Here is a 26,374-nt window from a genome sequence, read left to right as displayed (position 1 = left end):
TGGTAACCCGTGACCACCACGAACCTTCCCGTGGTGCGCGCCGCGAACACCTCGCGGCGCGCACCCTACCGGGCGCTGCTCCTGCTGCTGCCCGCCTACGCGCTCCTCGTCGGGGTGTTCGCGTACCCCGTGTTCGAGAGTATGTGGCGCAGCGTGAGCGAACCCGAGCTCGGTTTCGGCAACTACTCCTGGGCGCTGCAGAACCCGCAGAACCTCGAAATATTGGGTCGTACCTTCGGCAACGCGTTTCTCGCGACCGTGATCTGCCTGGTGCTCGCCTACCCCTACGCCTTCCTCATGACGGTCGTCGGCCCGAAGGCGCGCATGGTGCTGGTGGTCATCTCTCTGATCCCGTTCTGGACGTCGCTGATGATTCGCACGTTCGCCTGGATCGTGCTGCTGCAGGATTCGGGCGTCGTGAACTCGTTTTTCGAGATGCTCGGCCTCGGGCCCTTCCAATTGATCCGCAGCAACACCGGCGTGCTCATCGGGCTCAGCCAGGTGCTCATGCCGTTCATGGTGCTGCCGCTCTACGCGGTGATGAACGGCATCGACGGGCGCCTCGTCACCGCGGCTCGCTCGCTCGGTGCGAAGCCGTCGGTCGCCTTCTTCCGCATCTTCGTGCCGCTGTCGATCCCCGGGATCGCCGCGGGCTCGCTCATGGTCTTCATCCAGTCGCTCGGGTTCTACGTGACGCCCGCGCTGCTCGGCTCGCCGTCTGACAGCATGCTCGCACAGGCGATCTACGCGCAGGTCAGCAGTCTGCTGCAGTGGGGTCGAGGCGGGGCGCTCGGCGTGATCCTGCTCGTGGCGACGTTCCTGCTGCTCGGGCTCGTGGGTTTGATATTGAGATCGGCGCGGCGCCGCGGTCTCGCGGTGGAGGCGTTCTGATGATCAAACTGCACCCCGCGACGCGGGTCATCTTGTGGATCTTCAGCGCGCTCATCGCGCTCTGGCTCATCGCCCCGACGCTCGTCGTGATCCCGCTGAGCTTCACCGGTAAGGCGTCGTTCGTCTTTCCGCCCGACTCGTGGTCGCTGCAGTGGTACGAGTCGTTCTTCTCGAATCGGGCCTGGACCTCCGCGCTGTCGAACTCGCTGCTCGTCGGCTTGCTCGTCGCACTCCTCGCGACGGTGCTCGGTCTGCTCGCGGCGCTCGGCCTGCGGGCGCTCGTGAACAAGCGCCTGTCGACGACGCTGCGCGTCGGGCTCCTCGCCCCGATGGTGGTGCCGGGCATCGTGGTGGCGATCGGCATCTACGCGGTTTTCCTGAAGCTCGGGCTCGTCGGCACGGTCGTCGGGTTCGTGCTGGCGCACACCGTGCTCGCACTCCCGTTCACCGTGATCGCGATCACGGCCGGGTTTGCCGGGTTCGACGACCGCCTCGAACTGGCATCGCTCAGCCTGGGCGCCGGGCAGCTCAAGACGTTCCTCACTGTTACGCTGCCCAACATCGTGCCCGGCATCGTCTCGGGAGCACTGTTCGCCTTCGTGACGTCGTTCGACGAGGTCGTGCTCTCCCTCTTCATCAAGAGCCCGTACCTCAATACCCTCCCTGTACTCATGTACGCGAGTGTCACTCGCGATACCGACCCGACGCTCGCGGCAGCAGCGACCGTCATTCTCGTGTTCACCACCGTGCTCGTCATCGGCGCGCTGGTGCTGACCGGAAGGAAATCCCGTGGCCGTCGAGCATAACCAGCGCGGTGCCGAGATCTCGCTCATGGGCGTCTCGAAGCACTACCCGAAGTCCATCGCCCTCGACGACGTGTCGCTCGAGGTGAAAGCGGGCGAATTCATGACCTTCCTCGGCCCGTCGGGGTCGGGCAAGACGACGACGCTGAACCTCATCGCGGGGTTCACCGACCTCACCAGCGGCTACGTCGAGATCGATGGCGCACGGATGGATGACGTGCCCGTGCACAAGCGCGGCCTCGGCATCGTCTTCCAGCACTACGCCCTCTTTCCGCACCTCTCGGTGCTCGATAACGTGCTGTTCCCGCTGAAGCAGCGCAAGGTGCCGAAGGCGGAGGCCGTGAAGCGGGCTCGCGAGTCGCTCGCGACCGCCGGGCTCGAGGGGTACGAGGATCGCAGCCCGAAGGAACTCTCAGGCGGGCAGCAGCAGCGCGTTGCGCTGGCCCGTGCGCTCGTCTTCGAACCGAAGGTGCTGCTGCTCGACGAACCGCTCGGCGCGCTCGATAAACAGCTGCGCGAGCGCCTGCAGCTCGAGTTGCGACGCGTGCATCGCGAGGTGGGCCGCACGTTCATCTTCGTGACGCACGATCAAGAGGAGGCGTTGACGCTGTCGGATCGCATCGCCGTGTTCAACGAGGGCCGCATCGAGCAGGTCGGCACGTCGAAAGACCTCTACGAGCGGCCCGCGTCACTGTTCGTCGCCGGGTTCATCGGTGAGTCGACGAAGATCACGAGCGACGACGGGCAGACGATCACGGTCGTGCGCCCCGAGCACGGCGAGCTCCACGCTTCGGCGGAGGCCATCGGTGCCGGGCGGCCCGCGGTGCGGGTGACGGTGCGGCAGGCCATCTATCTCGGGTCGGGGTGGAAGTACGAGATCGTGCTGCCTGATGAGTCGACCGGTGTCGTGCGCGGTGCGCGCGGTCTCGATTGGTTGCACGGTGAGAACGAGACGGCCTGGCTGAGCTGGGATCCCGCAGCCGCCTCGGTCTTCCCCGCAGCGCGGTAGCGCGCCCCCTATCACTCCGCGCGGTGCTCGAACGGGCCCCGCGATTTCGCAGCACTGATGCAGAAGGACCGAATACCCATGATCAACGGCAATGTTTCGCACTGGTGGCAGCAGATCGGTCAGCCGACGCCCCGCCCGGAGCTCCCGGGAGATCTCACGGCCGACGTCGCGATCGTCGGCGCTGGCTACACCGGCCTGTGGACGGCTTACTACCTGAAGCAGGCCCGCCCCGACCTGCGGGTCGTCGTGGTCGAGCAGCGGCACGCCGGCTATGGCGCCTCGGGGCGCAACGGTGGGTGGCTCACGAACGCGATTACGGGTGGGCGCGGACAGTACGAGAAGTCCCACGGGCGCGATGCTGCCGAGCGCTTCCAGCGCGCCATGAACGAGACCGTCGACGAAGTGATTCGTGTGACGGAGGCGGAGGGGATCGACGCCGACATCAAGCGCGGCGGCGAGTTCAACGTGGCGTACACGCCGGCCCAGGAGGCGCGCATCCGCGCGTTCGCCGCGTCGGAGCAGTCGTGGAAGTACACCGATCTCGAGTTGCTGGAAGCGACCGAGGCTCAGGCGAAGATCAATGTCGCGGATACGCGTGCGGCCGTGTGGCACCCGCACTGCGCGCGCATTCAGCCGGCCAAACTGGCGTCGGGTCTGGCCGCTGCGGCGGAGCGACTCGGGGTCGAGATCTACGAGCGCACGCGCGTTGTCGAGATCGAGCCGCACCGCCTGCGCACGACCCACGGCACGGTATCGGCGGAGTACATCGTGCGCGCAACGGAGGGCTTCACCGCCAACCTGAAAGGCCTGCACCGGCTCTGGCTGCCGATGAACTCCTCACTGATCGCGACCGAGCCGCTGTCGCGTGAGGTGTGGGATGAGCTGCACTGGAGCGAGGGCGAGGTGCTGGGTGATTTCGCGCACGTCTACATGTACGCGCAGCGCACGGCCGACGACCGCATCGCGATCGGTGGGCGCGGGGTGCCGTACCAGTTCGGGTCGAAGACGGACACGGACGGGCAGACGCCGGCGGTCACCGTCGAGACGTTGAGCGAGATCCTGCACCGCTTCTTCCCGGCTACTCGGGGTGCGGCGATCGACCACGTGTGGTCGGGCGTACTCGGGGTGCCGCGCGACTGGGCGGCGACCGTCGGTCTCGACCGCGAGACCGGGATCGCGTGGGGCGGCGGCTACGTCGGCACCGGGGTCACGTCGACGAACCTTGCCGGCCGCACGATCACCGACCTCATTCTCGGCAACGATTCCGAGATCGCGGGCCTGCCCTGGGTGAATCACCGCGTCCGCAAGTGGGAGCCGGAGCCGCTGCGCTGGTTGGCGACGAAGGGGCTGTACGCGGCGTACGGCATGGCGGATCGTGCCGAGCTCGGTGGTCGCCAGCAGACCTCGCCGATCGCCCACATCGCTGACGTCGTCACCGGCCGGCACTGATCCCGCCCCGCGCCCCCTCTCGAACCACAGGAGATCCCCACATGAGCACCGCCAGCACCATTCGTACTCTCGCCGCCCACGACACCGGCGCCATCGCCCTCGGTGAGCACGCACCGAAACCCACCGCGATCACTCCGGGCCAGACCGAGGCGTTTCTCGACGTCTGGACCGAGGGCCGCATCAGCACCGGGCTCTGGGAGTGCACGCCCGGTGATTTCACCGCAGAGCGTCTCGGCTACTCCGAGGTGTGCACGATCCTCTCGGGGCGCGTGACCGTCGAGGTTGCCGGGTCCGAGCCCGAGGAGTTCGGCCCCGGCGACGTCATGGTCATGCCCTCCGGCTGGGCTGGAGTCTGGCGCGTCCATGAGCCGCTGCGCAAGCACTTCACGACGATTGACGACTGACATCGTGGCTGCAGTCGATTCGGGATCGGCGATCGTCGTCGGCGGGGGCGCCTGGGGCCTCCCCGCCGCGCTTCGGCTGCAGGATTGCGGCTGGCGCGTCACGCTCGTCGACCGCTTCGCGCCGGGTAACCCGTCGGCCTCCACCGGCGGCAGCACTCGTTTGTGGCGGCTCGCAGACACGCAGCCGTGGCGCGCCCGGTCGCTGGTCGCGGCGCGCGACGCGATGGAACGGCTCGGCGAACGGCTGGGGGCACCGGTGTTCCGCCGCACCGGGGTACTGTGGCGCGATGACGCCTCCCTCGCGGATGTGGGGGCGTCGCTCGCAGCGATCGGGCAGCCGGTCGAGCGCATCGCGGCCGATCGCGTTTCGGAGGCATTCCCCGGGCTGCGGCCCGACGGTCGCGACGCACTCTGGATCGGCGAAGCCGGAGTCGTGCACCTCGACCGTCTGCTCTCGGGCGCGCTCGGCTCCTTCATCACCGCGGGCGGCGAATACCTGCCCGATACCCGCGTGATCGGAATCGCGCCGGGGGCGACGTCGGCGCGCGTGCGCTTTGCCGACGGTACCGAGCGCGCAGCCGACCAGGTGCTGATCGCTGCGGGGCCGGGCACCGCCGAACTGCTGCCCGGGCTCGATCTCACGCTGCCCCTCACGCCCTACATCGAGCAGGTGGCGTACGTCGGCGATCCCGAACTCGCGACAAGAACAGCCGGGGCGTCGCACCCGGCCCCCGACCTGCCGAGCCTCGTCGATTGCATGCCCGCGGCGCCCGACGCAACAGGTGCGTATTCTGCCGGCGTCTACGCAATGCCGAATGGTGCCCGCGGCTATAAGATCGGGCTCGACCGCCCACTCCGGGCGCTGCGTGGCGGGTCGCTCGGCGATGATCTCGATCGCACCGCCGACCCCGAGCGTACCGAAGCGATCCGCGCACGGGTCGCACGAGACCTCACCGCCATCGTGCCGCGCGTGCTTGGCACGCAGGTGTGCACCTGGACCGACTCGGGCGACGGCGATTTCATCGTCGGTCGCACGCACCCGAGTGTCGTGCTCGCGTGCGGCGACTCGGGAGAGGGCGCGAAGTACGCCGCGTTCATGGGTGAGCATCTCGCCGCGCTCGTCAACGGAGCCGACACCGACGCCGAGCTCGATCGGCACTGGCATCCACGGCGCTTCGACGGGGCATCCCCAGCGCGTTCCGGATACAGTGCGATCGGGCGGCACTGACGCACACCCCCGACCATCGATTTCCGACCCCGCACATGGCCCGACGCCGGGCCGGGCGGCGCACCTCCCCGCAGAAACGGAGCACCATGGACCACCACGGAGGCGATCTCGCCCTCATCGGCGCACACCTGCGCACCCAGACCGCAGTCGACGGCCCTGCCACCGCCCTGCTGATCCGCGCCGGGCGCATCGAAGCGCTCGGCACTGACGCTGAGATCACCGAGATTGCCGAGTCGCTGGGCGTCGAGGTGCGCGACGTCGCCGGAGCGACCGTCACCCCCGGCCTCTTCGACTCCCACACCCATCCGCACTGGGCCGCCTCGGTCACGGCCGGCATCGACCTCGGCGGGCTCGAGACCGTCGACGCGCTGCGCGCCGCCATCGCCGCCGAGCACGCGCGCCTGCCCGAGGGCGCCTGGCTGCGCGGCTGGAACCTCGAGTACGAGGCGTTCGAGCACACCGGACTGCGCGGCGATCTCCTCGCCGACGCCGCCCCGGGCCGACCCGTCGTGCTCATCTGCTACGACCTGCACACCGCGCTCGCGACGGCTCCCGCGCTCGCCGCAGCCGGGGTGACGGGTGCCCGCGCGTTCGACGACGCGAGCGAGGTCGTGGTCGATTCCGACGGTACCCCCACCGGCGAACTGCGCGAACCCACCGCCTACAACCTGGTGTTCGACGCCGTGCCGCAGCCCGACCACGACGATGAGCGCGATGCCCTGCGCGACATGTTCCGGCGGCTCACCGCAGTCGGGCTCACCGGCGGCGCGATTATGGATGGCAAGGATCGCACGGTCGAGATGCTCGCCGAGCTTGAAGATCGGGGCGAGCTCGATCACCGCCTCACCGTGCATCACTGGCACGCGGTGGGCGACACCGACGCCGACGTGCAGCGCGTGATCGGGGCGAAGGATCGAGCCGGCCGCCTGTGGGCGACCGGCGCCATCAAGCTCTTCAGCGACGGCGTGATCGACACGGGTACCGCCTGGCTGCACGCGCCCGACGCGTGCGGTGACGGCAGGGTGCCGTTCTGGCCGTCGTGGGAGCGCTACGGCGAGGTGGTGCGGGCGTATCACGACGCGGGCATGCTTATCGCGACGCACGCCGTCGGCGACTACGCGGTGAGCCGCGTGCTCGACGTGTACGCGACGCTGCCCGAGCGGCCGGGGCTGCCGTTCCACACGATCGAGCACCTCGAGGTGCTCTCGGACGCCGATGTGCAGCAGCTGCGGGGGAGTGGCGTGACCGCCTCGATGCAGCCGCTCCACATGCAGTGGCGCGCGCCCGACAACAGCGATGGCTGGGCCACGCGTCTCGGCACGGACCGCCACGACACCGGGTATCGTGTGCGCGACGTGCTCGACGCCGGCGTCACACTCGCGCTCGGATCTGACTGGCCGGTGGCGCAGTACGACCCGCGACTCGGCATGGCGTGGGCGCGCGGGCGGCATACGCCGGGCGATCCGTCGGCGAACGTCTTCGAGCCGTCGCAGCGGCTGACTGGCGAGGAAGCGCTGCTCGCCTACACGCTGTGGCCGGCGCAGGCCCGCGGACATGTTGATCGCGGCACGCTCGAGCCGGGCGCCGTGGGAGACCTCACGGTGTGGGCCGCCGACCCGGTCGAGGCTGATGTCGACGCGCTTCCCGAGCTGCCGATCGTGCTGACCGTCGTCGACGGCCGCGTGGTGCACGCGGCCGGGTAGCACGGGAGCGAAGACCGGCGGGTGCCGGGGCTCCCGCCGGTCAGCCGCCGGCGAGTTCCCGCCGCACCCGCCGTGCCTCGCGCAGCCCGCTCTCGATCGCACCATCGATGAACCCGCCCCAGAGGTTCGCGTTGTCGGTGGTCGCGAAGTGGAGCGCCCCCTGCGGCTCCTGCAGCTCGAGCAGGTCGCGGGTGAGCTGCGCCGGGCGATGCGTCATCCAGGTGTTCTGCGAGAGCGGGTCGGTCATCCAGTCGTGGGCCGTGGCGCCGGTGACGGTGATGCCGGGGCGGAACACGTCGACCGCGGCCTGCACCGCCTCGAGATCTTCGAGGTTGATGCGCTCGTGGTCGGGGCCGAACGCGACGAGCAGGGTGAAATCGCCATCCGCGTCGCTTCCGTAATACTCAGCCTTGAGCACCGAGAGCGGATCGTGCTGGCTGGCGTAGGCGAAGAAGCGCGGCACATGTCCCCGCGCACGAATCCAGGCCTTCGTACCGCGTGACGCGACTCGCTCATCGCCGAGGCGCCGCCAGACGTCGGGCAGCGGGGGCGTGAATGCGATGGTCGAGATGGCGTTTGCGGGGAGCGTGCTGATAACGCGACGGCTGCGGATCAGCGAGCCGTCGGCGAGTTCCACCGTCGCGGCTCCGTCGGCCTGAGTCACCGCGGCGACGGTCGCGCCGAGTCGGATATCGCCGGGGACGTCTCGCGCGATCTCCGCCGTGAACACGCTCATGCCGCCGACGACCCGATAGGTGGCCGAGGCCTCGTGCATGAGCTGCCAGTGGCCTCCGGTCGCCGCGACCCAGCGCAGCGCGCTGGCGAGGCCGACCGTGTCGAGCGGCGCATTGACGTGCCCGACCCAGACCGACTCGTTGGCCGCCCGCGCCTCGGGATCGAGCCCGAGTGCGTCGATGCGATCCTGCACACTCAACCCGTCGAGGTCGCCGATCGAGCCGACCGTAGGCGCGACCCCTCGGGGGATCGCGTCGCGCACATCGTCGATGATGCGCTGCTGGCCGTCGTCGATGAGCGTCATGAACTCCTCGAGCGTGCCCTGACGCGGCGTACCATCGGCGCCCTGCCAGTAGGCCTCGTCGGCCCGTGGGCTGCGCTCGATGTCGCGGTCGTACCGCGTGAGCTCGGCCCAGGTGTGCGGCTGCACCCAGTGCACCCACGTGCCGCCGAGTTCGAGGTCGTGCCCGAAGCGGTGGTCGGTCCAAGTGCGCCCGCCGACACGGTCGCGTGCCTCGAGCACGATCACCGAGTGCCCGGCCCGCCCGAGCTCGCGAGCAGCCACGAGACCGGCGAAGCCCGCTCCGATGATGACGACGTCGACCGATTCCATGCGCTCCTCCTCGAGTGCCGCGCGAGACGCGCTGCCCCGAGCCTAGCCGCGCGGCCTACAGCTGCGCGACGACGCGCGAGAGCAGTTCGGCGAGGCGCGGCTCGGCGGCCTTCCCCTCGGCGAGCACCTCGGCGTGGCTCAGGGGATCCCCCATGCCCGCGGCCGGGTTCGTGATGAGCGACAGGCCCAGCACCTCCATGCCCGCCTCGCGCGCGGCGATCGCCTCGAGCGCGGTCGACATGCCCACGATCTGGCCGCCGATGGTGCGCAGGTAGTGAATCTCGGCGGGGGTCTCGTAGTGCGGCCCGGGCAGTTGCACGTAGACGCCCTGTTGCAGCGACCGCTCGACCGAGCGCGCGATGTCGCGCAGCCGCGAGGCGTACAGGTCGGTGAGATCGATGAAGTTGGCGCCCTCGATGGGTGACACGGCGGTGAGGTTCAGGTGATCGCTGATGAGCACGGGTTCACCGGCCTTGAACGCCGGGTCGACGCCGCCGGCACCGTTCGTGAGGATCATGATCTGCGCTCCGGCAGCCGCCGCAGTGCGCACGCCGTGCACGACTGAGCGCACGCCGCGACCTTCGTAGTAGTGGGTGCGCGCCCCGATGACGAGGGCGTGCTTGCCGCTGGCCAGGCGAATGGAGCGCAGCGTGCCCGAGTGGCCGGGCACCCCCGAGACATGGAACCCGGGCACCTCGGTCGCGGGCACCACCGCGACCGTCTCGCCGATGACGTCGGCGGCCTTGCCCCAGCCGCTGCCGAGCGTCAGCGCGATGTCGTGGCGCTCGACGCCGGTGAGGCGAGCGATGGCGTCGGCGGCCTCGGTGGCGAGGGCGACGGGTTCGGAGGCTGCGGCGGTCTCAGCTGGTGCGTTGCTCATGCGCACCAGCTTAGGCGGCTTGAGGCGCCTGTCACGCCTCCGGGCGGAGGATGCGGTAGCCGCGGCGCGCGTCGTATCCGTGGATCTCGCGCGTATCGAGCACCGCCATGAAGTCGAGCACCTCGCCGGTGATGACCTGCCCCGGCACGAGCACCGGGAACCCGGGCGGGTAGGGCGTCACGAACCCGGCCGAGACCGGCGCATCACCACCGTCGGCCGCAGCACGCTCGACTCGGGCACGCAACTCGGCGGGCAACACGTGCTCGACCGCGCCGCGCTTCTGCCCGAGGAAGAACGCGGTGCGCACATCACCGTCGGGCAGCGCATCCGCATTCGTGTATTCGGCCGCGAACTCGCTGAAATCGGGCAGGGGCGGCATCGGGGTCTCGACGACCGGGCGGTCTTCGGGATCGTGCTGGGCCTGATCCTCTTCGAACCGCTCCGCGAGCTTCACGAGCACCTCGATGAGGTACGCGATCGCGCTGCGCGAGGTGCCGATGTTCGTCATGAAGAGCACCGTGTTGCGACTGGTCTTGTTGACCTGGATGCCGTATCGATCCATCAAGTACTCGTGCTTGAACGTATCGCCGTCGACACCCGTGCGACTGATCTCGATCGTGATGCGCGACGGGTCGACCACGAACTCGTCGGTCGCCCACGCCTGCCACATCGACGCGAGCCCGTCGCGCAGCGGCATCGGCCTGCCCGACTCGCGATTCGCTGCGGGCACGAGGTCGTGCGCGGTCAGCACGCGGAACGTGCGGCGCAACAGCGGATGGCGAGCGATCGCCTGCGACAGGCTGGTCGCGAGATCGAGCTGACGCTGCACGAGCTCGAAGCCCTCGAGTTCGACCTGACGGCGGCCGATATCGAGCGACGATAGAATCTGGTAGTTCGGCGACGTCGACGTGTGCGTCATGTACGCCTCGTGGAACGGCTCCTCCGCGTCGCGCACCCAATCCTGGTCGTACACGTGAATCATGGAGCCCTGGCGCAGCGCCGTCAGCGTCTTGTGTGTGGACTGGGTCGCGTACACGCGAATGCGCGACGTCGGGGCCGGGATCAGCCGCTCCTGAAGCCACACCGCGTCGGGCGCCGGCGTGCCGTCGATCTGGAACAGGCGCTCCTGCTGCGCACGGTACGCGGCGGCGTGCGCAGTCGTCTGCAGCTGCTGCTCCAGGCGCTTCGCCGCGGCCATCGCCGTGCGGCGGCGGGTGACGGGGTGGAACGCGCCGAATGCGAACCAGGCCTCGTCCCAGAGGAACACGAGGTCGGGTTTGATCGCGAGGCACTCGGCCATCACGCGCTCCGGGTCGTACACGATGCCGTCGAAGGTGCAGTTGGTGAGGGTGATCATGCGGACCTCGTCGAGGCGACCCGCCGCACGGTAATCGAGCAGGAGCTGCTTGATGCGGTCAATTGGCACGGCCCCGTAGAACGCGAAATCGTTCAGCGGGTACGCCTCAAGGTATGCCGGTCGGGCACCCGTGAGCATCACCGCGTGGTGATGCGACTTGTGGCAGTTGCGATCGACGAGCACGACGTCGTCGGGGGCTGTGAGTGCCTGGTGCACGATCTTGTTCGCGGTCGACGTGCCGTTCGTGACGAAGAACGTATGCTTCGCGCCGTATGCGCGAGCGGCGAGCTCCTGTGCCTTCTTGAGCGTGCGCACCGGCGCGAGCAGTGAGTCGAGGCCGCCCGAGGTTGCGCTCGTCTCGGCGAGCAGCAGGTTCAGGCCGTAGAAGTCGGCGAGGTCGCGAATCCACTTCGACGACACCACCGAGCCGCCGCGAGCGACGGGGAGCGCGTGGAACACCCCGACCGGGCGGCGGGCGTGATCCTGAATCGCGGAGAAGAAGGGGGTGTCGTAGAGGTGCGAGATGCGGCGCAGCAGCGTGAGATGCAGTTCGAGCTGATCCTCGCGACGGAACACGCGGCGGAACCGGCGGGTGAGCGCGCCCGCGAGATCCTCGATGTGCGCGCCCGCGACGAGATAGAGGTCGAGTTCGGGGCGGATCGCCGCAAGCGTGTCAGCGATGCCGAGCACGCGCTGCACCGACGCGAGCGAGCTGCGCGCGGGCGCCGAGCCCGGCACGACCTCGGCACGCGCGAGCCGAATCGAATCGTGCAAGTCGCGGCTGAGCTTCTGCCGGGTGCGCTCGCTGAAACCGGGGCGCACGACCACCGCGAGGATGTTCGGGTTGGTGAGTACCGCGGCGACCGCGTCATCGGCAGAGGGCACCACGACGTAGTCGTAGATGAAGTCATCGGCGGGCCCGCGCAACTTGAGGCCTTCGGCTCGAAGCGCGTCGCGATCCTGCGTCGTGGTCTCATCGATCACGAGCACCTCGAAGCGCGGTCGGGGGTCGGCGTCGATCGAAAGCTCTTGCCGCTCTTGCTCGTCCAAGAACTCGTCGCGGCCCTCGTCGGGCACGGTGTCGTGGCGCAGACGGTTCACGACGCGGCCGATGCGGTCGAGCGCGGTGCGGTAGTCGCCGGCTTCGAGCAGCTCGCCGATCGCCTGCACGTAGCGCTGCCCGAACCCGGCCCAGTAGAGCTCGATCGTTTCGAGGGCGCGGAGATTGCGCTGCACTTCGCCGTCGGCCGCGAGGGTCTCGGCGGTATCGGAGTCGGTCGCGAGCCGCTTCACCGCGAACTTCAAGTACTCCCAGGCGTCGCTGCGCATGCGCCACGACGACGCGGGCATCCCCGGGTCGCGCTCAAGTTTGCCCTGCGCGTGCGGCACGTGCATCTGTGTGCTCGTGCTGCTGCGCATTCCGATCGATGCCATGGTCGCCCCTCCGTCGAACGTCGGCGTGGCGGTGGAGTCGATCCTCGTCATGTGCAGCAGCCCTTCCCACTTCATCGTTCGGTCGCCCGGGCGCAGCGCTGCTGTCAGCGTCTGGACCCCATTGAGACAAAATCTTATGCGACGAGTGATGCGTGACACGGCACATGACGGTGTGCGCGGTTCGGTATGCGAGACGTGCCACGCGTCGTTCGAGCTTCGGCGACGAATTTGCTGTGAGATCTTCCGACCAAAGTTAGGTTGCCCTAAGATGAACACGTGAACTTCTCCGAACCATCCGATTTCTCCGAGTCCGTCTCGGTCATCGATCCCGACGGGATCGACTGCGTGCTCGCCGCCGGCGACGCCTCTGACCTGACGCAACTCGGCGAATGGCTGCGCGAGCTGCCCGACACCGCCTACGGGCGCGTGTTCATCGAGGTGTTCTCGGAGATTCAGATCGAGACGCTGCCGACCCCGCCGCACGTGGGCGTGACGTGGTTGTGCCGCGAGCAGCGCGAGCAGAGCCCGAGGCCCGGTCTCGGCCGCCGACGCGGCGAAGCGCTCGCAGGAGCGGTTGACGCCTGGTTCGACGAGTGGCTGTGGGCCGACGGCGAAGCCGTGCGCAACATTCAGCTCTGGATGGGTGCCCGTACGAGTTCGGTGATGCAGACCTACTGGATGAGCCTCGACCGCCGCCTGGAAAAGCGCTGGCCCGGGTACTGCGATCGCGAGTGCGGCCGCCGCTGCGAGCGCGGCGAGTAGCTGCGCCCGGCACCGCCCGGCCCCGTAGACTTGACGCATGGCGAAAGCGAGTGAACGCAAGCATCGGATCGCGGTAGTCGGCGGCGGACCCGGGGGGTATGAGGCGGCTCTCGCCGGTGCTCAGCTCGGCGCTGAAGTCACGCTCATTGAGCGGGCGGGAGTCGGTGGTGCCGCGGTGCTGACCGATGTCGTGCCGTCGAAGAGTCTCATCGCCACAGCGAGTGCGGCGCAGAGCGTGCGCGACTCCGGCAAGCTCGGCGTGCAAGCGTTCGTGCCCGGCGGCGACGGCAAGCCCGTGCGCCCCGAGATCGCCGTGAACCTGGCCGCGGTCAACAAGCGCCTCATCGCCATGGCGGGCGCACAATCGGTCGATATGCTGCGTTCACTCGAAGACGCCGGCGTGCGCGTCGTGCAGGGCGAGGGGCGGCTCGACGGGCACAACGCCGTGCTGATCTCGACCGCCGCGGGCGGCACCGACTTCGACCGTATCGAGGCCGACACTATCGTCGTCTCGGTGGGGTCGAGCCCGCGCGAACTCGATTCCGCGAAGCCCGACGGCGAGCGCATTCTCACGTGGAAGCAGCTCTACGATCTGCCGTCCGTTCCCGAGCACCTCGTCGTCGTCGGCTCGGGGGTGACCGGTGCCGAGTTTGCAAACGCGTACCGCACGCTGGGCTCCGAGGTCACCCTGGTCTCAAGCCGCGAACAGGTGCTGCCGGGTGAGGATCGCGACGCGGCGGGCGTCATTGAGCGCGAGTTCACCCGTCTCGGCATGCACGTCATGTCGAAGTCGCGCGCCACGTCGGTGACCCGCACCGAGCACGGCGTGATCGTGGAGCTCGAAGACGGCCGCACCATCGAAGCCACGCACTGCCTCATGGCGGTCGGGTCGATCCCGAATACCGCGGGCTTGGGGCTCGAGAAAGCCGGCGTGGCCCTGACCGAAAGTGGGCACATCCGTGTGAACAAGGTCGCGCGCACCAACGTGCCGTCGATCTACGCGGCGGGCGACTGCACCGACTTCTTCCCGCTCGCCTCGGTCGCCTCGATGCAGGGGCGCACGGCGATCATGCACGCCCTCGGCGACTTCGTGCGACCGATCGACCTGCGCAATGTCGCCGCGAACGTGTTCACGTACCCCGAGATCGCAACTGTGGGGTGGAATGAGCAGACGCTTGCCGAGAACGAGGGCGTCGCAAAGGCGATCTCGCACACGATCCCGTTGAGCGTGAACCCGCGCGCCAAGATGATCGGCTTCACCGACGGTTTCGTGAAGCTCTTCGCCTGGAAAGCGTCGGGCACCGTGGTCGGCGGCGTCATCGTGGCGCATCGGGCCAGCGAGCTGATCTTCCCGCTCGCGCTCGCGGTCGAGCATCGCCTCACCGTCGACCAGGTCGCCTCGGCATTCGCTGTCTACCCATCGATGACCGGTGCGATCACCGATGCGGCGCGCGCGCTGCACACGCACTGATCGGCAGCTGCGCATGATGCAGAAATACTCGCGTCGCCGTGTGCTGCGGGCCGCCGCGGGGGTATTCGGGATCGCCGCCGTCGCTGTGCTCAGCGCATGCGCCCCGAGCAAGCCCGCACCCGTACCCTCGGACGAGAACGTCAAGGCCGTCGTGACCGTCACCGTGAGCGACAATCGCTACGAACCGGCCGAGGTCGAGATCGCGCCTGGTCAGGCCGTGCGCTGGCAATTCGTCGGGCCGGGGGAGCACGACGTGGTCGCCGACGACCGCAGCTTCGTCACCGAGCTGCAGCAGGAGGGCACGTACACGCACGTCTTCGACGACGCGGGGGAGTTCGCGTACCTCTGCTCGATTCACCCCGAGATGCGCGGCGTCGTGCGCGTGGTGGCTCCGTAGGGAAACTCGAGCGCCGGCAGCAACTCCTCAATCGCGGAGCCCACGGTGAAGACGGGCGCCTCTGCGAACGGGTGGCCGACGATCTGCACGCCGGTGGGCACGCCGCTCGGCGAGAGGCCGCTCGGCACCGCGAGTACCGGTACCCGGTTCGCGATGTTGAACGGGCTGGTGAGGTGGGCCTCCCAGTAGTGCTCGAGGTGCCGCGCTGGGCCGGTGTCCTCGACGACATCGATACCGTCGAGATAGTCGCCATCCGCATCGAGCATCTCGACCGCCTGGGTCGGCGTCACGAGCACGTCCACGCGAGACATCGCTTCCGCGAGCTCGGTCTGCACCTCGGCATCGAGCGCGAGCGACTCAGGGAGCGAGACACCGCGGGCGGCTCGCTCCGCGTCCGCGATGAACTGGCGCGTGTAGGCGGCGAGCTCCGATTCCGTGCCACGGGTGATTGCCGACATGGCCGGCCCGAGAATATGCCCGAAGTGCGCGAACGCGACGCGACGCAGGCGTTCCGTGTTCCACGGAAGGCGCACCTCGACGATTTCGGCTCCGGCTGAGGCGAGTGCCTCGGCCACGCGCACGGTGCGGTCGCGGATGGACACCGCGACCGGATAGTCGCCGAGCGTGAGCGACAGCCCGATCCGCATGCCGCGCACACCATCGGCGCCGCGGAGCGCTGCGATGAGATCGTCCCCGCCCTGCGGTCCCCATGACGCATGATCGATCGGGTGCCGTCCGCTCATCACCTGGCTGAGCAGAGCGGTATCGGCGACGGTGCGGCCCATGGGGCCATCGCCGCGATAGGTGTCGGCGGCGAGCGGAGGCAGACCGGGAATCCGTCCGTACGGTGCTTTGTACCCCACCGTGCCGGTGAACCCGGCCGGAATGCGCGTGCTTCCCGCGATATCCGAAGCCGTCGCGAGCGTCGTCATTCCCGCCGCCAGTGCAGCTCCTGCACCGCCCGACGATCCGCCGGGTGTCGCGGCGAGGTTCCATGGATTGCGGGTGACCCCCCACATGGGCGAGTGTGTGGTCGTCGCGCACGAGAACTCCGGCGAGGTCGTTCTCCCGTGAATCACCCCACCGGCCGCGAAGATGCGGGCGACTACCGGGTGATGCGCACTTGCGCGCTGCCCGCGGCAGGCGACGAGACCCTGTTCGAGCGAGCGTCCCGCGATGCCGTGCTTCTCTTTCGTCGCGACGGGGATGCCGAGCAGCGGCGGCAACGGTGCGTCACCCGGACGCCAGCGCGCGTAGGCCTCGTCGGCTGCGTGCGCCTGTGCTCGGGCTTCGGGCTCCAGGAGCTCGGTGAACGCGTTCACCTCGGGGTTGCGTGCCGCGATCTGGTCGAGCGTCGCCTGCAGCAACTCGCTCGGCGCGAGATCGCCGCGCACAAAGCGGGCACGCGCGGTGTGCGCGTCAAGGTGCGCGAGCGCAACGGACGCGTCGTCGCGGGAGTCCGCAGTGCTCAGCGACGCTGCGAGTATCGAGGCGGAGCTCGTGGCAGTCATGGTGCTCCCTTCAGACTCGGGTCGACGAGGTGGCCACGGCGAGCGATGACGCATCGTGCGGCGCGTCGTTCAGGGCGCCGTGCACGAGGCGTCGCGCGACCTCGCTGAGCATGCGCACACCCGCGACCATGTCGGCATCGGTGGTGAACTCTCGCTCGCAATGGCTGACGCCGTCGACAGAGGGGATGAAGAGCATCACCGTGGGCACGATGCGGTTCATCGCCACGGAATCGTGCCCGGCCATCGTGCGGATGCGACGGGCGCCGAGACCGAGCTCGGCCGCGCACTCCTCGGCGAGTGCGATGCCCGCCTCGGGATAGTGCTGATTGTCGCGGACATCGAAGTCGCGTGCGTGCACGGTCAGGCCGAACGCGGATTCGACGGCGGCGATGTCGCGGAGCAGCTGATCGCGGGCGGCGAGGACGACGTCGCGGTCGTCCGCACGCAGGTCGGCGACGAGTCGTACGCGTCGTGCGACCACGATCGGCGAGTTCGGTTCGAGCGTCAGCTGACCGACCGACGACACGAGTGTTTCGGGAGCGAACAGGCCAGTGACCTCGTGCACCTTCGTGATGATCTGCGCGGCACCGAGCAGGGCGTCGTGCCGATCCGCCATCGCCGTGGCGCCGGTGTGCGACTGCTCTCCGATCACCTCGATATCGAGCTTTTGGGTGTACCAGCTGCGATCCACCGCACCGATGGTCAGCGCGTCGCGCTCGAGCAGCCGGCCCTGCTCGATGTGGATCTCCGCGTACGACGCGATCTCTGGGCGTTCGTCATCGCCGAGATAGCCGATACCCGAGAGCGCCTCGCGCACACTGATGCCCGCCAGGTCGCGCACCTCCAGCATTTCCGCCTCGTCCTTGATGCCGGCGAAGACCGAACTCCCCATGATGGAGGGGGCGAACCGGCCGCCTTCCTCGTTGAACCAGTTGACGACGGCGAGATTGAAGCGCGGAGTCACCCCCTCCGATGCGGCCTGTTCGGCAACGCGTGCCGCGGCGTGCAAGCCGGCGATCACCCCATAGGCGCCGTCGAACCGGCCGCCGAGCGGCTGGGAGTCGAGGTGCGAGCCGAGCAGCACGAAGGGAGCGCCCGGCGTGAACTCGATCAGTGCGAACTGGTTGCCGATGCCGTCGACGCGCACCTCCCACCCGCGCGCCACGGCGAAGGCGTGGAACCACTCGCGAGTCTCGCGATCCTCAGCTGTCGCGGCCTGTCGATCGACACCGCCGGCTTCGGTCGCGCCGATCGCGGCGACGGAGTGGAAATCTGAGAGAAATGCGTGATCGGTCATCGGGTGACTCCCATCGTGGTCGTTCGCTTGAGCGGGTGCGTTTCGGGGATGCGTGTGCAGACGAGCACGAGGAACACCGCCGCCGCGGCGACGGCCATGTAGACGCCCGGGCTGGCGGAAAACCCGGTGGACTGGACGAGCCAGGTGCCGATGAACGGTGCGGTGCCGCCGAAGATCGCATAGCCGACGTTGTAGCTGACGGCCGCCGAGGTGAAGCGGGTGCGCGTCGTGAAGATCTCGACGAAGAAGGTGTAGCAACCGCCGCCGTAGATGCAGACCGCGCCGACGAAGATGAACTGCCCCAGGATGGCGAGTGGAAGTGACCCCGACGTGACGAGCATGAATGCCGGAACCGCGATGATCGCGATGGCAGCCGCGCCTGCGATGAGCATCGGCTTGCGCCCGACCCGATCGCCGATCATGCCGCCGACGGGCAGCAGGAGCGCGTACAGCAGCATCGCTGCGCCATTGGCGAGCAGCGAACTCTCGCGCGACAGGTCGCCGGCGGTCTGCACGTAGGCCACGAAGTACCCCGACAGGAAGTAGAAGCCCATGGCCGTGAGACCCATGACCATGATCACCTGCAGCATTTTCAGCCAGTTCTCGCGGAATGCGTCGCGAATCGGTGTCGGCTTTGCAGCGGTCTCTTCCTGTTCGGCCTGCACTTCTTTGAAGGCCTCCGACTCTTCCGTGTGCGAGCGGATCCAGAGCCCGAAGACCGCGAGCGGCAGGGCGAGCAAGAAGGGCACGCGCCAGCCCCATCCCTCGAACGCATCCGCGGGCATGCTCTGCGACAGCGTGAGGATGAGCGCGCCGCCCACGACGGAGGGCAGTGCCGTGGCGGCGAGGGTGATGTTCAACCAGAGTCCGCGGCGATGCTTCGGGGCGTGCTCGAACACGAAGGCCGGGGCGCCGACCGACTCGCCACCGGCTGAGAACCCTTGCAGCAGACGGCAGATCACGAGCAGGATTGGCGCGGCGATGCCGATCTGGGCGTAGGTGGGCAGCAGGCCGATGCCCGCGGTCGCGACGCCGATTGTCAGCAGCGTGACGTACAGCACCGGTCGCCGGCCGTAGCGATCGCCCAGCGCGCCGAAGAAGAGCCCGCCGAGCGGACGGATGAAGAACGCGACGCCGAACGCGGCGAACGTCGACAGGAGGCCGATCGCGGGGTTATCGGAGGGGAAGAAGAGTGTGGCGAGTGTGAGCGCGGAAAGACCGTACAGGCTGAAATCGTAGAACTCGATGAACTGCCCGACGCCTCCGGCGAGCAGCACTTTCAGTCGTTTGCGGTCGAGGTGTTTGCGCTCGGCGATGGTGAGCGGTCCCGTCGGCAGATTGACGGGATCGATGCCGGGTCGAGCGTCGTGGGGATAGGCCGGAGCATCGGGTGCGTGCTCGGTGGTCAGCGTTGGGCGGTCTTCGGAATTCGGCGTCATTGCGTCCTCCAGGATGGTCCCGGCCGGGTCGGATCGAATCGCTGCAGCGGCGGTGGCCGGGTCTCCCCATCCTCCGAGTGACTGGGGTGCGGCGTCTAATGAGAATGTTCGTTGCGGGTGATCGAGTCACTCGATGACCCTGCGGCATTTGCGTAGATCTCGCGGCAGGTCTCGATGAATGCCCGAGCTTTGCGCGTCGGCGAGATATCGCGCCGCTGCACCAGCGAGACCTCGGTCGGCGGAAACTCATCGGAAAGGCGTAGCGGCACGACCCGCTTGCCCGAGTAGGTCAGACTCTGGTCGAGCCACTGGTTGAGAATGGAATAGCCGTGACCGCGCGCCACGTACGATCGCACGGTCTCGTACCCGAGCGACACGTGACGAATGCGGGGTTCGATGCCCAACTGTTGGAAGAGGCGTAAGTAGTAGTCGCCGGTGTGCGGCAGATTCAGCAGAATCAGCGGCTCGTCGGCGAACTCGCGCAGACTGACCACGCTGCGCCCGGCGAGCGACTGCGCGCGAGCCTCGGGCACGATGATATGGGGCGGCACCCGATCGATGACGGTGCGCGCGAAGCGGTGGTCGACGCCGAGGTCGTACATCAGCGCGACTTCGCAGCGACCGTCGTGGAGGGCGTCTTGCAGGCTGCCCTGATCGCCCTCGAAGAAGGTGAGATTCACGTCGGGGTAAGCGAGTTCGAAGCGGTCGAGAATCTCAGGGGCTCGGAACGGGGCGAGCGGCGCGTAGATTCCGACAGTCAGGTCGCCGGAAAGCGCTGCGTTGGCGGATCGCACGGACGCGGTGAGCAGCTCGGCCTCCTCAAGCAGTGCCGGCCCGCGCGCGAGCAACGCGCGACCCGCCGATGTCAGCTGCAGTCCCTTCCCGCGGTCGCGCGTGAACAGCTCGACGGCGAGTTCCCGTTCGAGCTGCGCGATGGCGCTCGAGAGGGTCGACTGGGTCACATTCAGCTCGGCCGCTGCCGCGGTCATGTTCTCCAGGCGTGCGACCGCGTTGAAGTAGGTGAGTTGGACCAGAGTGAACGCCGTCGTCATGCGTCCATGATCGCAGCACGATGTTTCGGCGCGATGCCGGGCGGCGCGCACGCGAACCTGCGAGTGCGCGCCGCCCGGGGTTATGACGTCACGCGCGCTGGAACACCGCGAGCGACTCGAAGTGGTGGGTGTGCGGGAAGATGTCGAACGCGCGCAGCCCGGTGAGCTCGTAACCGGCGTCGCGCAGCGACTTCGTGTCGCGGGCGAGGGCGACGGGATCGCAGGCGACATAGACCACGTTCGCGGGCGCGAGTTCGACGAGCTGCGCGGTGACCCCGTTGCCGGCGCCCGAGCGGGGCGGGTCGAGCACGACGGTGCCGCGGCGCAGACGGTCGCGCACCGGCGCCGATGCCTTCAGGAGCTCGGCAAGGTGTCGATCGACGCGGGCCGTGTGGGCCAGCGCGCCGACGAGTTCCGCGAGGTTCTCCGCAGCGTCCTCGGTCGCGGCGGCCTCGGCTTCGACGGTCGCGATCTTCACGCCCGGGCCGGCGGCCTCGGCGACCGCGGCCGCGAGCAGGCCTGCACCGCCGTACAGGTCGAGGTTGCCGGCGGCGGGGTCGAAGCGGCCCTCGTCGATCAGGTCTGCCACGGCGTCGCGCACGGCGGTGAACAGCACGGCGGGAGCCGCACGGTGCACCTGCCAGAAGCCGCCGGCCCGCACCTGGAACTCGCGATCCTCCACGAACTCGCGAATCGTATCGCCCGCGCCGGCGCGCTGCTTTTCGCCCGCGAGCGTCAGCAGCATGCGCGGTTCGGCGCCCGACGGTGCGATGAGATCGATCGTCTCGACGCCCTGCATGAGGTCGGTGAGCGGCGCGATCTGATTCACCTCGTGCGTCGCGAGCGGCAGCGATTCGACGGGAATGACGCGGCGGCTGCGGGCGGCATACGGCCCGACCGCGCCGGTCTCGGGGTCGACGTGCAGGCGCACGCGCGTGCGGTAGCCCAGACCGGTGTCTGCACCGTCGGCGTCGTCGGCGTCGTCGGTGATGAACTCGGGGGCCGGCTCGACGATTTCGGCCAGGGCGCTCGCGAGATCTTCGCCGTCTTCGGTGGCGAACTCGACGCCGCCGAAGCGGCGCATCGCGTCGGTGAGCACCTCGGCCTTGAGTGCGCGCTGGCGATCGAGGGAGATGTGCCCGAATTCGGCCCCGCCCGCCCGCTCCTCGGGGGCACGAGAGATGCCGGCTTCAGCCCAGATGTGGGTCTGGCGATCGGGCGACGCCTCGAGCACCTCGACGGCGGTCGCCCGGGCGAACGACTTCTTGCGGGCATCGGTGACGAGGGCGCGCACGCGCTCGCCCGGGATCGCGTCGGCGACGAACACCACGCGCCCCTCGTGCCGCGCGACGCCGACACCGCCGTGGGCGATGCCGGAGACGACGAGGTCGACCTCGGCGCCGGGAGTGAGCGGGGCAGAGCTGGTGGATTCAGTCATGCCCTTATTCTCCCATTGCCCGAGGTCGACCTCGTGCGAATGCGAAGCGTAGCTACGCGTTCGCGCTCTTGTTGCGCCCGGTGATGAAGCCCCAGATCAACAGCACGACGACCGATCCGCCGATGGCCAGCAGCCACGTCTGAATCGAGAAGAATGCGCCGAGGTCAGCGTTGAAGATGAGCCCGCCCAACCAGCCGCCCACGAGTGCGCCAATCACACCCAGAATGAGGGTGGCGATCCATCCGCCGCCCTGGCGTCCCGGCAGGATGGCCTTCGCAATTGCACCGGCGATCAGGCCCAGCAGCAAAAATCCGAGGAAACCCATGAGAGAACTCCTTCCGTTCACGGGGCAGCACGTTGCAGCCCCATGTCACGACGGTATTCCCTTTCGTTCCACGTGGAACAGGGGGTTGTCGTGCGTGATCTGCAGGGTGTACCGCGCGGCTGCGCCCCTCATGCACGCCCTAGACTCGCAGGCATGCGCCTCGCCCTCGCTTCGACGTCTCCAGCCCGCCTTTCCGTACTGAGGGGCGCGGGTATCGAGCCGGTGTGCTTCTCGCCGGAGGTCGATGAAGAAGCAGAAGTCGTCGCGCGCGAGGCCGAACTCGGTCGCGAGCTGGCTGCACCGGAACTCACGGAGTACCTGGGGCGGTTGAAAGCGGAGGACGTCGTGCGGCGATTCGGGCCGCAGGGCACCGGCGAGATCGACGGGCTCGTGCTCGGCGGCGATTCGATGTTCTTGCTCGATGACGAGATTCTCGGCAAGCCGCACCTGCCCGAGGTCGCGCTCAAACGTTCACAGCAGCACCGCGGGCGCACCGGCGTGCTGCACTCGGGCCACTGGCTGATCGACTGCACCGGCGGTGCGGTGCGCGGCGCCGCAGGTTCGGTCGACACGGCGAAGGTGACGCTCTCCGCCGATCTCACCGACGCCGAACTCGCGGCCTATGTCGCGACGGGGGAGCCGCTCGAGCTCGCCGGCGGATTCGCCATCGATGGCCTCGCCGGGGCGTTTATCGAACGCATCGAGGGATCGCCCAGCTGTGTCATCGGCCTGTCGCTTCCGGCGCTGCGCCGACTCGTCATCGAGCTCGGCCACGACTACCCGAGCCTCTGGAACCGGTGACTCTTCGCTTCGAAGCTGCGCGCCACACGCCGCACTTCTACTCGGAGCGGGCGAGCAGCGCGACGGTGAGAGTCGCGATCGTGGTGCCGTTGGCAAGGTCGACGCCGAGCAACTCTTCGATGAGCGCCAGGCGCTGGTAGAACACTGAGCGTGAGAGGCGCGCGCGCTGCGCGGCGAGCGAGCGGTTGGTCGGGTGCTCCAGGTACGCGCGCAGCACCTGGAGCAGATCGCCGCTGTGCCCGGGGCCGGTAGCCGCGTCGTGGGTGATGAGCGGGCCGAGCGCGTCGCTCACGAACTCTTGCACCTCCGGGCTGGCTGAGAGCCCGCGCACGAGATAGGCCAGTGCCTGCCGCTCGGCCTGCTGCACGGTGACCCGTCCGACTGCGGCGGTGGGGGCCAGACGGCCCGAAGCGCGCACGCGCTCAAGCGACGTGATGAGCGATCGCAGTCCCCGGCCCGGTGCTCCGAGCCCGAGGTGCGCGCGCCAGGTATCCGGAGTCGGTGTGGGCACGAGCATTTCGAGTTCGCGCGCGAGTCGGGCGGCGAGCGGTGGGGCCGCGGCGCCCTCGACCGATTCGGCGACGCGTTCGTCGCCGAGGGGGAACGAGAGGAGCGCGAGCAGCGGTGTGCGACCCGGTTCGGGTTCGACGCCGAGTTGCCCGGCCGGGTCGGGGACGAGGATCACCCGGCCCTCGGGGGCGACCGCGCGACGGAGCGCGGTCTCGAGTAGGGCGCGCTCGAGCGTGCTGTGACCCCCGAAATCGCCGGTGCCGCGCACCGTGGCTCCGAGCGTGATCCGCTCGCGAATCGGCAACCCGGCGGCCGCCAGCTGCGCCCCGAGCTCGACCTCACTGCGGTATCGCCCCGTCAGCAGGGCGTCGAACAGACGCTTCGAGCTCAGCTGCAACCACTGCTCGCCGTCGGGGTCCGCGAGCTTGCCGAGCGCCAGCGCGAATGCGCCGAGTTCGAGCACCGTGCGCCGGCCCGCGGGGTGCGCGGGGCCAGCGAGCGCCGACAGTCGCCCCCACCGTTTCCCCTGCGCTTCGACCCACACCGATTCGGTGTCGGGGGGCAGTTGCGCGGGCGCGCTCGCCGCAGCCCAGGGTGCGAGCGCCACCTGTGGTGCGAGATCGCCGCCGGCCCACGCCACCACGCGACCGGCGGAGTCCTCGAGCACGACGGGGGCGTCGAGGCTTTCGGCAAGGCGCTCCACCACATAGTCGACGGGGCTGCGATTGAGGCCGAGCTCGGTCAACATGCTGTGGACCTCGGCGCGGGCGGCGAGCGCCTCCGTCTGCGCGGCGAGCACGCGCTGGTGCACGCGCTGCGTGATCTGCACGAATCGCACCTCGCGGTGCAGCACGATGAGCGGGATCGCGTGCGCCTCGCAGACCGCGACCAGTTCGGTGGGAGCCGCGTGGATATGCGCCCCGAACTCGAGCACGATGGCAGCGGGGTCTGCGGCGACGACCTCTGCGGCGAGGGCCGTGAGCGCCGGGTGATCCGCCGGCCAACCGGCTCCGGTCGACAGCAGCAGCTCGTCGCCTTCGAGCAGTGCGAAGGCCCCGGCGCCCGCGACGACGTGGGCCCAGCGAATCGGTCGCTCGAGTCCGGCGGCGCCCGCAACGAGCTCGGGGGCGCCCGCCTGCACTTCGACGAGTGCGAGGGCTTCGGCGACGGTGACCGCCGGTGCGTCGGCCGGCTGCGAATCGGGTGTCTCACGCATATCGAACACAGTGTATGGCAGTCGAGTGAATCGTGGATGGTTTGGGGGTCGCCTGGTCGAGCCTGCCCTGCAACACTGGGACGCAGCGGGATCTGCCGATCCCGAACATATTGCCCGAATCGCCGGGTGATATGCCGAATCACAGGAAAGAGGACGACGGATGGCACGCATTCCCCACGTCATCGGTGGCGAGAAGATCGACGCCGCAGAGCGCACGCAGCCGGTGTACAACCCGGCGACCGGCGAGGCCCAGCACGAGCTGAGCATCGCGTCGGTCGAGACCGTCGAGCAGGCGATCGCCGCGGCGAAGGCGGCGCTGCCGAAGTGGCGGAAGACGAGCCTGACGAAGCGTGCCGACGTGTTCTTCAACCTGCGCCAGCTGCTGAAGCAGCGCACCCCCGAGCTCGCCGCCATCGTCACGAGCGAGCACGGCAAGGTGCTCTCCGACGCCGCCGGCGAGATCGCGCGCGGTCTCGAGAACGTCGAGTTCGCGTCGGGTCTGCTGCACCTGCTGAAGGGTGAGCGCGACGAGCAGGTCTCCACCGGCGTCGACGTGCACTCGATCAAGCAGCCGGTCGGCGTCGTCGCCGCCATCACGCCGTTCAACTTCCCGGTCATGGTGCCGCTGTGGATGATCGCGAGCGCAATCGCCTGCGGCAACACCGTCGTGCTGAAGCCCTCCGAGCGCGACCCCTCCGCATCGGTATTCATCGCCGACCTCTTCCGCGAGGCCGGTCTGCCCGACGGCGTGCTCAACGTCGTGCACGGTGACAAGGTCGCCGTCGACACGCTGCTCGACAGCCCCGACGTCAAGGCCGTCTCGTTCGTCGGCTCGACCCCGATCGCTCGTTCGATCTACCAGCGCGCAGCCGCCAACGGCAAGCGCGTGCAGGCACTCGGCGGAGCGAAGAACCACATGCTGGTGCTGCCCGACGCCGACATCAACGTCACCGCTGACGCCGCCATCTCGGCCGCGTATGGCTCCGCAGGCGAGCGCTGCATGGCCGTCTCGGTCGTCGTCGCCGTGGGCGATGTCGCGGATCGCCTGATCCCCGAGCTCACGAGCCGCATCGCGGGCCTCAAGATCGGTGACGGCACCGATCCGGCCTCCGAGATGGGCCCGCTCATCACCCGCGAGGCCAAGGAGCGCGTCGAGGGTTACGTCGCCGGTGCCGAGGCCGAGGGCGCGACGGTCGTCGTCGACGGCCGCGAGGCGAAGTTCGAGGGCAACGGCTTCTTCACGGGCGTTTCACTGATCGACCACGTCAAGACCGACAGCAAGGTGTACCTCGAGGAGATCTTCGGGCCGGTGCTCGCGATCGTGCGCGTCAACACCTACGAAGAGGGCGTCGAGCTCATCAACTCGCACCAGTTCGGCAACGGCACCGCGATCTTCACCCGCGACGGCGGCGCAGCTCGCCAGTTCGAGTTCGAGGTCGAGGCCGGCATGGTCGGCATCAACGTGCCGATCCCCGTGCCGGTGGGCGCATTCTCGTTCGGTGGCTGGAAGGATTCGCTCTTCGGCGACTCGCACATCTACGGCCCCGAATCGATCAACTTCTACACCCGCTCGAAGGTCGTCACCACGCGCTGGCCGAATGCGGACCAGTCGAAGATCGACCTCGGCTTCCCGAGCAACCACTAAGGAG

The 26,374-nt window shown here is 68.7% G+C and carries 22 protein-coding genes; 12 read left to right on the top strand and 10 right to left on the bottom strand.

Annotated elements, in window-relative coordinates; genetic code table 11:
- The first annotated feature begins 9 nt into the window (after positions 1-9).
- From ACZF5Y_RS13560 to ACZF5Y_RS13530, 7 genes are all read left to right on the top strand, one after another.
- Complete coding sequence (locus ACZF5Y_RS13560) at positions 10-891, top strand: ABC transporter permease (protein WP_497533191.1); 882 nt, start codon at positions 10-12, stop codon at positions 889-891.
- Entirely contained in the window at positions 891-1,697 is an 807-nt protein-coding gene (locus ACZF5Y_RS13555; RefSeq protein ID WP_497533189.1) for an ABC transporter permease, read from the top strand. Before ACZF5Y_RS13560 ends, ACZF5Y_RS13555 begins: the two co-directional genes overlap by 1 nt.
- Positions 1,681-2,703, top strand: a complete 1,023-nt coding sequence (locus ACZF5Y_RS13550; RefSeq protein ID WP_497533187.1) for an ABC transporter ATP-binding protein — start codon at positions 1,681-1,683, stop codon at positions 2,701-2,703. The genes ACZF5Y_RS13555 and ACZF5Y_RS13550 overlap by 17 nt, the downstream gene beginning before the upstream one ends.
- 78 nt (positions 2,704-2,781) lie before the next feature.
- Complete coding sequence (locus ACZF5Y_RS13545; protein ID WP_497533186.1) at positions 2,782-4,152, top strand: NAD(P)/FAD-dependent oxidoreductase; 1,371 nt, start codon at positions 2,782-2,784, stop codon at positions 4,150-4,152.
- A 41-nt stretch (positions 4,153-4,193) separates the two neighbouring features.
- Positions 4,194-4,556, top strand: a complete 363-nt coding sequence (locus tag ACZF5Y_RS13540; RefSeq protein ID WP_497533185.1) for a cupin domain-containing protein — start codon at positions 4,194-4,196, stop codon at positions 4,554-4,556.
- A 4-nt stretch (positions 4,557-4,560) separates the two neighbouring features.
- The gene (locus tag ACZF5Y_RS13535) at positions 4,561-5,784 is read left to right on the top strand and encodes an NAD(P)/FAD-dependent oxidoreductase (protein ID WP_497533183.1); all 1,224 of its coding nucleotides are present in this window, start codon (positions 4,561-4,563) and stop codon (positions 5,782-5,784) included.
- An 86-nt stretch (positions 5,785-5,870) separates the two neighbouring features.
- Positions 5,871-7,487, top strand: a complete 1,617-nt coding sequence (locus ACZF5Y_RS13530; protein WP_497533181.1) for an amidohydrolase — start codon at positions 5,871-5,873, stop codon at positions 7,485-7,487.
- A 40-nt stretch (positions 7,488-7,527) separates the two neighbouring features.
- Here the strand turns inward: ACZF5Y_RS13530 and ACZF5Y_RS13525 are convergent, their stop codons facing one another.
- Genes ACZF5Y_RS13525 through ACZF5Y_RS13515 form a run of 3 tightly spaced genes read right to left on the bottom strand, consistent with a single transcriptional unit; the run spans position 7,528 to position 12,467 of the window.
- A complete protein-coding gene (locus tag ACZF5Y_RS13525) occupies positions 7,528-8,835 on the bottom strand; it encodes a flavin monoamine oxidase family protein (RefSeq protein WP_497533179.1) in 1,308 nt (435 codons plus the stop codon).
- A gap of 55 nt (positions 8,836-8,890) precedes the next feature.
- The gene (locus ACZF5Y_RS13520) at positions 8,891-9,715 is read right to left on the bottom strand and encodes a purine-nucleoside phosphorylase (RefSeq protein WP_497533178.1); all 825 of its coding nucleotides are present in this window, start codon (positions 9,713-9,715) and stop codon (positions 8,891-8,893) included.
- Positions 9,716-9,746: 31 nt separating this feature from the next.
- Positions 9,747-12,467, bottom strand: a complete 2,721-nt coding sequence (locus ACZF5Y_RS13515; RefSeq protein WP_497535339.1) for an aminotransferase class I/II-fold pyridoxal phosphate-dependent enzyme — start codon at positions 12,465-12,467, stop codon at positions 9,747-9,749.
- 315 nt (positions 12,468-12,782) lie between these two features.
- Here ACZF5Y_RS13515 and ACZF5Y_RS13510 point away from each other — a divergent pair, with 315 nt between their 5' ends.
- The 3 genes from ACZF5Y_RS13510 to ACZF5Y_RS13500 are packed head-to-tail and all read left to right on the top strand — an operon-like array spanning position 12,783 to position 15,136.
- Positions 12,783-13,268 (top strand): SIP domain-containing protein, encoded by a 486-nt coding sequence (locus tag ACZF5Y_RS13510; RefSeq protein ID WP_053387183.1) that lies wholly within the window; start codon positions 12,783-12,785, stop codon positions 13,266-13,268.
- 37 nt (positions 13,269-13,305) lie between these two features.
- Positions 13,306-14,739 carry an NAD(P)H-quinone dehydrogenase gene (locus tag ACZF5Y_RS13505; RefSeq protein ID WP_497533176.1) on the top strand — a complete coding sequence of 478 codons (1,434 nt, stop codon included), beginning with the start codon at positions 13,306-13,308 and terminating at the stop codon, positions 14,737-14,739.
- A gap of 13 nt (positions 14,740-14,752) precedes the next feature.
- Positions 14,753-15,136, top strand: a complete 384-nt coding sequence (locus ACZF5Y_RS13500; protein WP_497533175.1) for a cupredoxin domain-containing protein — start codon at positions 14,753-14,755, stop codon at positions 15,134-15,136.
- On the opposite strand, the gene ACZF5Y_RS13495 is transcribed toward ACZF5Y_RS13500, so the two are convergent.
- The 6 genes from ACZF5Y_RS13495 to ACZF5Y_RS13470 all read right to left on the bottom strand — a co-directional run bounded on the left by ACZF5Y_RS13495 (position 15,094) and on the right by ACZF5Y_RS13470 (position 22,198).
- Positions 15,094-16,647 carry an amidase gene (locus tag ACZF5Y_RS13495; RefSeq protein WP_497533174.1) on the bottom strand — a complete coding sequence of 518 codons (1,554 nt, stop codon included), beginning with the start codon at positions 16,645-16,647 and terminating at the stop codon, positions 15,094-15,096. The genes ACZF5Y_RS13500 and ACZF5Y_RS13495 overlap by 43 nt on opposite strands.
- 10 nt (positions 16,648-16,657) lie before the next feature.
- On the bottom strand, positions 16,658-17,944 hold the full coding sequence (locus ACZF5Y_RS13490; RefSeq protein ID WP_497533173.1) for a M20 family metallo-hydrolase: 1,287 nt from the start codon (positions 17,942-17,944) through the stop codon (positions 16,658-16,660).
- Complete coding sequence (locus ACZF5Y_RS13485; protein ID WP_497533171.1) at positions 17,941-19,383, bottom strand: MFS transporter; 1,443 nt, start codon at positions 19,381-19,383, stop codon at positions 17,941-17,943. The genes ACZF5Y_RS13490 and ACZF5Y_RS13485 overlap by 4 nt, the downstream gene beginning before the upstream one ends.
- A 95-nt stretch (positions 19,384-19,478) precedes the next feature.
- Positions 19,479-20,435: a LysR family transcriptional regulator gene (locus ACZF5Y_RS13480; RefSeq protein ID WP_497533170.1), complete on the bottom strand. Its 957-nt coding sequence runs from the start codon at positions 20,433-20,435 to the stop codon at positions 19,479-19,481.
- A gap of 88 nt (positions 20,436-20,523) precedes the next feature.
- Positions 20,524-21,873 (bottom strand): class I SAM-dependent RNA methyltransferase, encoded by a 1,350-nt coding sequence (locus ACZF5Y_RS13475; protein ID WP_497533168.1) that lies wholly within the window; start codon positions 21,871-21,873, stop codon positions 20,524-20,526.
- Positions 21,874-21,925: 52 nt separating this feature from the next.
- Positions 21,926-22,198, bottom strand: coding sequence for a GlsB/YeaQ/YmgE family stress response membrane protein (locus ACZF5Y_RS13470; protein ID WP_497533167.1), 273 nt, complete (start codon positions 22,196-22,198; stop codon positions 21,926-21,928).
- A 153-nt stretch (positions 22,199-22,351) separates the two neighbouring features.
- Here ACZF5Y_RS13470 and ACZF5Y_RS13465 point away from each other — a divergent pair, with 153 nt between their 5' ends.
- Positions 22,352-22,999 carry a Maf family protein gene (locus ACZF5Y_RS13465; RefSeq protein ID WP_497533166.1) on the top strand — a complete coding sequence of 216 codons (648 nt, stop codon included), beginning with the start codon at positions 22,352-22,354 and terminating at the stop codon, positions 22,997-22,999.
- 37 nt (positions 23,000-23,036) lie between these two features.
- On the opposite strand, the gene ACZF5Y_RS13460 is transcribed toward ACZF5Y_RS13465, so the two are convergent.
- On the bottom strand, positions 23,037-24,725 hold the full coding sequence (locus ACZF5Y_RS13460) for a PucR family transcriptional regulator (RefSeq protein WP_497533164.1): 1,689 nt from the start codon (positions 24,723-24,725) through the stop codon (positions 23,037-23,039).
- 160 nt (positions 24,726-24,885) lie between these two features.
- Here ACZF5Y_RS13460 and ACZF5Y_RS13455 point away from each other — a divergent pair, with 160 nt between their 5' ends.
- Complete coding sequence (locus ACZF5Y_RS13455; protein ID WP_484502147.1) at positions 24,886-26,370, top strand: CoA-acylating methylmalonate-semialdehyde dehydrogenase; 1,485 nt, start codon at positions 24,886-24,888, stop codon at positions 26,368-26,370.
- Positions 26,371-26,374 lie beyond the last annotated feature (4 nt).

The organism is Leucobacter sp. WKLB1, assembly GCF_059696215.1.
Note: the sequence above shows the minus strand (reverse complement) of the source record. Positions and strands in the feature narration are given on the sequence as shown.

Coding starts and splice junctions, on each gene's coding strand:
- ACZF5Y_RS13470 (WP_497533167.1), bottom strand. CDS start 22,198: ATGGGTTTCCTCGGATTTTTGCTGCTGGGCCTGATCGCCGGTGCAATT.
- ACZF5Y_RS13515 (WP_497535339.1), bottom strand. CDS start 12,467: ATGCACGTGCCGCACGCGCAGGGCAAACTTGAGCGCGACCCGGGGATG.
- ACZF5Y_RS13520 (WP_497533178.1), bottom strand. CDS start 9,715: ATGAGCAACGCACCAGCTGAGACCGCCGCAGCCTCCGAACCCGTCGCC.
- ACZF5Y_RS13505 (WP_497533176.1), top strand. CDS start 13,306: ATGGCGAAAGCGAGTGAACGCAAGCATCGGATCGCGGTAGTCGGCGGC.
- ACZF5Y_RS13555 (WP_497533189.1), top strand. CDS start 891: ATGATCAAACTGCACCCCGCGACGCGGGTCATCTTGTGGATCTTCAGC.
- ACZF5Y_RS13485 (WP_497533171.1), bottom strand. CDS start 19,383: ATGACGCCGAATTCCGAAGACCGCCCAACGCTGACCACCGAGCACGCA.
- ACZF5Y_RS13475 (WP_497533168.1), bottom strand. CDS start 21,873: ATGACTGAATCCACCAGCTCTGCCCCGCTCACTCCCGGCGCCGAGGTC.
- ACZF5Y_RS13480 (WP_497533170.1), bottom strand. CDS start 20,435: ATGACGACGGCGTTCACTCTGGTCCAACTCACCTACTTCAACGCGGTC.
- ACZF5Y_RS13490 (WP_497533173.1), bottom strand. CDS start 17,944: ATGACCGATCACGCATTTCTCTCAGATTTCCACTCCGTCGCCGCGATC.
- ACZF5Y_RS13465 (WP_497533166.1), top strand. CDS start 22,352: ATGCGCCTCGCCCTCGCTTCGACGTCTCCAGCCCGCCTTTCCGTACTG.
- ACZF5Y_RS13500 (WP_497533175.1), top strand. CDS start 14,753: ATGATGCAGAAATACTCGCGTCGCCGTGTGCTGCGGGCCGCCGCGGGG.
- ACZF5Y_RS13495 (WP_497533174.1), bottom strand. CDS start 16,647: ATGACTGCCACGAGCTCCGCCTCGATACTCGCAGCGTCGCTGAGCACT.
- ACZF5Y_RS13545 (WP_497533186.1), top strand. CDS start 2,782: ATGATCAACGGCAATGTTTCGCACTGGTGGCAGCAGATCGGTCAGCCG.
- ACZF5Y_RS13455 (WP_484502147.1), top strand. CDS start 24,886: ATGGCACGCATTCCCCACGTCATCGGTGGCGAGAAGATCGACGCCGCA.
- ACZF5Y_RS13460 (WP_497533164.1), bottom strand. CDS start 24,725: ATGCGTGAGACACCCGATTCGCAGCCGGCCGACGCACCGGCGGTCACC.
- ACZF5Y_RS13525 (WP_497533179.1), bottom strand. CDS start 8,835: ATGGAATCGGTCGACGTCGTCATCATCGGAGCGGGCTTCGCCGGTCTC.
- ACZF5Y_RS13540 (WP_497533185.1), top strand. CDS start 4,194: ATGAGCACCGCCAGCACCATTCGTACTCTCGCCGCCCACGACACCGGC.
- ACZF5Y_RS13530 (WP_497533181.1), top strand. CDS start 5,871: ATGGACCACCACGGAGGCGATCTCGCCCTCATCGGCGCACACCTGCGC.